At 64.4% G+C, this 6677-nt stretch carries 5 protein-coding genes; all 5 read right to left on the bottom strand.

The features are described 5' to 3' along the window. Positions 1-775: ABC transporter permease subunit (locus ACLQ62_RS02235; protein ID WP_411720030.1), on the bottom strand; the 775-nt coding region annotated here is incomplete at its 3' end. A gap of 28 nt (positions 776-803) precedes the next feature. Next, positions 804-2333, bottom strand: coding sequence for a multiple monosaccharide ABC transporter ATP-binding protein (gene mmsA, locus ACLQ62_RS02230; protein ID WP_411720029.1), 1530 nt, complete (start codon positions 2331-2333; stop codon positions 804-806). A 100-nt stretch (positions 2334-2433) separates the two neighbouring features. Continuing rightward, entirely contained in the window at positions 2434-3510 is a 1077-nt protein-coding gene (chvE, locus tag ACLQ62_RS02225) for a multiple monosaccharide ABC transporter substrate-binding protein (protein ID WP_411720031.1), read from the bottom strand. Positions 3511-3993: 483 nt separating this feature from the next. Next, complete coding sequence (locus ACLQ62_RS02220; RefSeq protein ID WP_411720028.1) at positions 3994-5013, bottom strand: LacI family DNA-binding transcriptional regulator; 1020 nt, start codon at positions 5011-5013, stop codon at positions 3994-3996. A 172-nt stretch (positions 5014-5185) separates the two neighbouring features. Continuing rightward, entirely contained in the window at positions 5186-6610 is a 1425-nt protein-coding gene (locus tag ACLQ62_RS02215; protein WP_411720027.1) for an MFS transporter, read from the bottom strand. Positions 6611-6677: the final 67 nt, after the last annotated feature.

Raw genomic sequence — 6677 nt, 5'->3', positions numbered from 1 at the left:
GGATGCCCTTGTACGACGCGAGTGCGTAGGCGAAGAAGCCGATCGCGACGGCGATGAGCCCGAGCTTGGCGACGAACCAGACGATCGGCTCCACATCCTGGCCGTACTTCTGACGGCCGGTGCGGGTACGGAACTGCCCGACGATGAGGGCGACCACGGCGACGGCGGCAACGATGAGTGTCAGCGGGTCGAGTTCGAGGTCGCCGAAGACGTTCGTGAGGAAGCCGTTTCCGAGCGCACGGTACTCCGCGGGGAACGAGCCGATGTTGGCGTTACCGAGTACAACGAGCGCGAGTCCACGGAAGATGAGCATGCCCGCCAGCGTCACGATGAACGCCGGGATGCCCACGTAGGCGATCCAGAAACCCTGCCAGACGCCGACGAGCGCGCCGATCCCGAGCGACAGCACGACGGCCAGCCACCAGGGCAGTCCCCACGACACCGCGAAGACACCGGAGCAGGCGCCAACGAAGGCGGCGACCGATCCGACCGAGAGGTCGATGTGACCGGCGATGATGATCATCACCATGCCGATGGCCAGCACGAGGATGTACCCGTTCTGGACGATGAGGTTCGAGATGTTCTGCGGGCGCAGCAGGATGCCGTCGGTCACGACGGCGAAGAACAGCACAACCGCAAGAAGGGCGATGAAGATGCCGTTCTTGCCGAGGTCGGACACCAGGTGGCTGAGCCAGCTGGTGAATTTGTTCTCGACGGGGTGGATGCCGCCGCCTGCAGCGGTTTCCTCGGTCACCGGGGTCTGAGTGTTTGTCATTGTCGCGATTCTCTCTGGTGATGCCGCGTCAGCGCGGCTTTTCCATGGTCATGAGCTTGAGAAGGGATTCCGGGTTGGCGTCCTCGATCGGCAGCTGACCGGTGATGCGTCCCTCGCTGAGGGCGTAGATCCGGTCGCAGATTCCGAGGAGCTCGGGCAGTTCGCTCGAAATGACGATGATGCCTTTGCCCTGGGCGGCGAGCGCGTTGATGATCGCGTAGATCTCGTACTTGGCGCCGACGTCGATGCCGCGGGTGGGCTCATCGAGGATGAGCACGTCGGGGTCGGCGTAGATCCACTTCGACAGCACGACCTTCTGCTGATTGCCGCCGGACAACTTGCCGGTCTTGGCCAGCACGTTGGGCGCCTTGATGTTCATGCTCGTGCGGTAGCCGTTCGCGACTTTGTATTCTTCGTTGTCGTTGACGAGGCCGTTCGTCGACAGCTTGTCGAGCGACGCGAGCGCGATGTTCCGTTTGATGTCTTCGAGCAGGTTCAAACCGTAGTGTTTGCGATCTTCGGTGGCGTAGGCCAGGCCGTTCTTGATGGCCTCCGAGACGGTGCGGGTTTTGATCTCGACACCGCGTTTGAAGACTTTTCCCGAGATGCGAGAGCCGTAACTGTGCCCGAACAGGCTCATGGCGAACTCGGTGCGCCCGGCGCCCATCAGGCCGGCGATGCCGACGATCTCACCGGCACGCACGTTCAGGCTCACCTCGTCAACCATGACCCGGGTGGGGTCCTGCGGGTGGTGGGCGGTCCAATCCTCGACCCGGAGGATCTCCTCACCGATGTTCGGGGTGTGGTCCGGATAGCGGTGTTCAAGGTCGCGGCCGACCATGTCCTTGATGATCCGCTCCTCCGTGACATCCGTCTTCTGGATGGTCTCGATCGTCTTACCGTCGCGGATCACGGTGACCGTGTCGGCGACTTTCTTGATCTCGTTGAGCTTGTGGCTGATGATGATCGACGTGATGCCTTGCCCTTTGAGGTGCAGGATCAGGTCGAGCAGGTGGTCGGAGTCCTCGTCGTTGAGTGCCGCCGTCGGCTCGTCGAGGATCAGCAGCTTGACGCGCTTGGACAGCGCCTTGGCGATCTCAACGAGCTGTTGCTTGCCGACGCCGATGTCGAGGATCTTGGTGGTCGGGTTTTCTTTCAGCCCGACCCGGGCGAGCAGGGTGGCCGCTTCGTGGTTGGTCTTGTTCCAGTCGATGAGCCCGAGCGCACCGGTCTGCTCGTTGTTGAGGAAGATGTTCTCGGCGATCGACAGGTACGGGCTCAGCGCCAGTTCCTGGTGGATGATGACGATCCCCTTGGCCTCCGAGTCTCGGATGTCCTTGAACTCGACGGTCTCGTCTTCGAAGACGATGTCTCCCGCGTAGGTGCCATGCCCATACACACCCGACAGGACCTTCATGAGCGTCGACTTGCCCGCCCCATTCTCGCCGCAGATGGCGTGGACGGTGCCCCGCTCGACGTCGAGGGTGACGTCCGACAGCGCCTTCACACCGGGAAACGTCTTGGTGATGCTGCGCATCTCGAGGATGTTTGTGGTCACTTTCCGCACCTTCTCCATACCGAAAACCTGCTTCATTGCACCCGACGGCCGGTGGGGGCACACTACTCCCCCACCGGCGTCGAGCCGGGAAACGCGGCTGTTAGCCGATTTCTTCTTCGGTCCAGTAGCCGGAGTCGACCAGGACCTCGTTGACGTTGTCCTTGACGACGATCTGCGAGTCGAGGAGGTAGGACGGGACGACGAATTCGCCGTTGTCGTAGTCTTTCTCGTTATTGACCTCGGGCTCGTCGTCGTTCAGAACGGCGACCGTCATTTCGACGGCGGCTGTTGCCAGCTTGCGGGTGTCCTTGAAGATGGTCGCGAACTGCTCGCCGGAGTTGATGGCCTTGACCGAGTCGAGCTCAGCGTCCTGGCCGGAGATGACCGGCCATTCGTCACCGGTGGTGTAACCGGCGTCGGTCAGGGCCGAGATGATGCCTCGGGAGATGCCGTCGTACGGGGACAGCACACCGTTGACCTTGGTGCCGTCGGAGTAGCTCGACGTCAGGATGTTCTCCATGCGCTTCTGGGCGGTTTCGCCGTCCCAGCGCAGGGTGGCTGCCTGCTCGAAGTCGGTCTGCTCGCTCTTGACGACGAGCGTGCCCGCTTCGATGAACGGCTTCAGGGTGTCCTGTGCGCCGTCCCAGAAGAAGGTCGCGTTGTTGTCGTCGGGTGAGCCGGCGAACATCTCGACGTTGAACGGTCCGGCGGGTGCACCGTCGACCGGCTCGCCTTCGAGGTCGACGAGGCCGAGGCCGTTGAGCACGGAGTTGGCCTGCTGCTGACCGACCTTGTAGTTGTCGAACGAGGCGTAGTAGCTGACGTTCGGGGTATCGCGGATGAGGCGGTCGTAGGCGATGACGGGGATCTCGGCGTCAGCTGCGTCCTGGAGGACCTGCGTCAGCGTGGTTCCGTCGATCGAAGCGATGATCAGTGCTTCTGCGCCCTTGGTGATCATGTTCTCGATCTGCGAGACCTGGGTGGGGATGTCGTCCTCGGCGTACTGCAGGTCGACCTTGAAGCCTTCGGCTTCGAGCTGCTCCTTGACGGCCTTGCCGTCCTGGATCCAGCGTTCGCTCGACTTGGTCGGCATGGCGACGCCGACGAGGGCGCCTCCGCCCGCCCCGTCTCCGCTGCCTGAGCCGCCCTGTGAGCACGCTGCGAGCGACACGACCATTGCGCCGGCCGCCAGTGTCGCGATGAGAATCTTCTTCACTGTGTTTACCTCTCTGTAATCGGTGCCATGGACGTCGTTGTCGCCTGAGAATTCAGACAGGGTGGTGCACCGCGAGAGCAGGCTGCGTCCATGAGAGCCGTGCTCGAGTTCAGCAGCCGAGGCATGCCGGTGGCGGGTAACCGCGAAAGTGTGTGGGGACTCCTTCGTCACGAACTTCGACACGGTCGAACTCGACGCTGTCGATTTCGGTGGCGCAATGTGACCGTTCACATTGTTGTCACATGTTACTCAGAGAACCCACAACGATGTCAAGTCCGAATGTCTCAATTCGATAACCGCGATTCGGATGCCGGCGGCACACGGCTCCGAAGGCGGCATCCGTTTGCATCACCACTCGCGCGGGTCCGCCGGCGTCACGCGGGCGCAGTCGCACCCGCGCCAGGCAAAAACACCCGAGCGGCCGCCGCCGAGGGGCTCGACGACTCAGTACGCGGGCGGCGCCGTCGATGCCCGAACGATGAGTTCGGGCTGGATCCGGCCGGTGTATCCGGTCGGCGAGTCGCCCATCGTCCCCAGCAGCTGGGCAACGCATCGTCGCCCGAGTTCGGGGAAATCCTGGCGCACCGTCGTCAGTGGGGGCCAGAAATGAGCAGCCTCGGGGATGTCGTCGAACCCGACGATCGAGACATCGTGCGGCACATCCTGCCCGGCGTCCCGAATCGCGTGGATCAGGCCGAGTGCCATCTGGTCGTTCGACGAGAAGATCGCCGTAAAATCGCGCACCCGCATGAGCTCCCGACCGGCGTAGTAGCCGAATTCGGCGGACCAGTCGCCGAGGATCGGAGCCGTCGTCGGGACATCCTGGGCATTCATCTCCTGCAGGAAACCGTGCATCCTCGCTTCTGCCTCGATCCAGTCCTGCGGGCCGGCCAGGTGGTAGATGTTCCGGTGGCCGAGTTCGATCAGGTGGCGGGTGGCGAGCCGCGCTCCGGCGACCTGGTCGACGGCGACCGCATGATCTTCCGTGCCATCCGTGGTGCTCATGGTGACGAACGGCACCCGGAGGTCCAGGTTGGAGATCGCCCGCAGCACGCGCACCTGCGGCGCGATGATCACGAGCCCTTCGATGGCCTGCGCGTTGAGGTGGTCGAGTGCCGTGACGATCGAGTCTTCGTCCGTTGCGGTCATGTTCGCGGTCGAAACCAGGTAACCGGCATCCTGCGCAGCCAGCTCGACGCTCTGGATGATGCTCGACGGGCCGTATTGCGACCGCTGTGAGGCGAGAACGCCGATCGTCCGCGAGCGGCTGGTGACGAGGGCCCGCGCCGCCCGGTTCGGCCGGTATTGCAGTTCACTCATCACCTCGAGCACGCGCTGCTTCGTCGACTCCCGGATGCTGGGGTGGTTGTTGAGAACGCGCGAGACGGTCTGGTGGCTCACGCCGGCGAGGCGTGCGACGTCACGGATGTTCGGCGCACGGCCCTTGCTGTCGCTTTCAGCCACTGTCACACCGCTCCCCGTATGTGCACGGTCACATCCGCGCGATTACGTCAAGTATGCACGGGATGCACCCCTCGCGGGAATGATGTGACGGCGATGTGACGGGACCATTCACACCGTCACACGATGTCACATTCTCGGCTCGCTGGACTCAACGACCCACATTCCGCAAACGCTATATGTCCGGGCTGCCGATCCGCTGCCCGGTTCCCACCCGTGAGCCGGTGCCGAGCGCAGCGCAGGACAGAACGGCTGCGAGCACGAAGCAACCGGCGAACGGCCACGAACCGCCGAACCCGACGAGGGCGGCGAAGACGATTCCGGTCGACGCCAAAGCGAGCGCAGCGCCGAGCGAATCCGAGATCGACAGCGCAGAGCTGTTGAAACCCTGGTCACTGTCACTCGAATAGGAGAGCGTCATCACGCTCAGTCGCGGATACATGAGGCCCATCCCTGCACCGCCGAGGAGCCAGCCGCCGATGATCACGGCCGGAGAGAGCTCGGCCGCGGCCGTCGCCACGGCGAGCAGGATCGCAGCGAGCACAAGAACCGTTCCGATGCGCATCGCATTCACATGGCTGAGGGCGCCATCGAGCCGGCCCTGCAGCCAGGACGCGGTCGCCCAGGTCAGGGCGGCGCCCGTGAGAGCGAGGCCGGAGAGCGACGCCGAGAATCCGTAGCGCTCGGTCAGGAGGTACGGGATGTACACCTCGGCACCGAAGAACGCGGCTGAGACCAGACCTCGGAGAAGAATCACGGTGGGTAGCCCTCGCGCCGCCCGAAGCGTACCGGCGGGGATCAGTGGTCGCACCGCGAGGAGTGCGACGGCGATTGCCGCACCGGCGACGACGCCGACCAGGGCGCCGTCGAGCCGGGCGGAGAGGTTGAGGCCGAGCACCGCGACAGCGGCGAGGAGAGCCCAGGCGATCTTGCCGAAAGCCCAGGCCGGTCGCGCCGTGCGGTCCGGTCCTGGGCCGTCGCGCAGCATCCGGATCGCGGGCACGACCATGAGCATGGCGAGAAGCACCAGCACGACGACTCCGAGAAACACCCAGTGCCAGCTGGTGGCCTCGGCGACCACGCCCGCGGCGAAGGGCCCGATCAGTGACGGCACCACCCAGGCTGCGGCGAACCCGGCGAAGATCCGGGCGTGAAGCACGGGCGGATAGATGCGCGCAACGACGACGTACAACGCGACGTTCATCGCGCCGGAACCAAGCCCCTGCACGAGGCGGCCGAGAAGGAACATCGTCATGTCGGTCGCGAGACCGGCGACGAGCAATCCGACGATGAAGACCGCCACCGACGTGAGCAGGGGCGCGATCGGGCCGTTGCGGTCGGACCAGTTGCCGGCGACGACCATGCCGATGACCCCGGTGGCGAGCGGACCGGCGAACGCGAGTGCGTAGAGCGCCGCGCCGTCGAGGTCGTTGCTGACCAGCGGCATGATCGTGGTCACCGCGAGCGACTCGAAAGCGGCGAGGAAGACCAGCGCGCACGCGCCGATCGTCACCCACAGGTAGCGGGACGAGAAGATCCCGGGTGGCGCATCCGGTGTTTGAGTTCCGGATGCCGCATCGAGTCTGGCGTCGGGAGTCACCTGTCGAGCCTAACTACATTCCGTCCCGCCGGTCAGGCCCGGCTGCGCACAACTCCGCCTGGACAAC

Source organism: Mycetocola sp., from assembly GCF_046716805.1.
Classification (GTDB): Bacteria; Actinomycetota; Actinomycetes; order Actinomycetales; family Microbacteriaceae; genus Mycetocola_A.
Note: the sequence above shows the minus strand (reverse complement) of the source record. Positions and strands in the feature narration are given on the sequence as shown.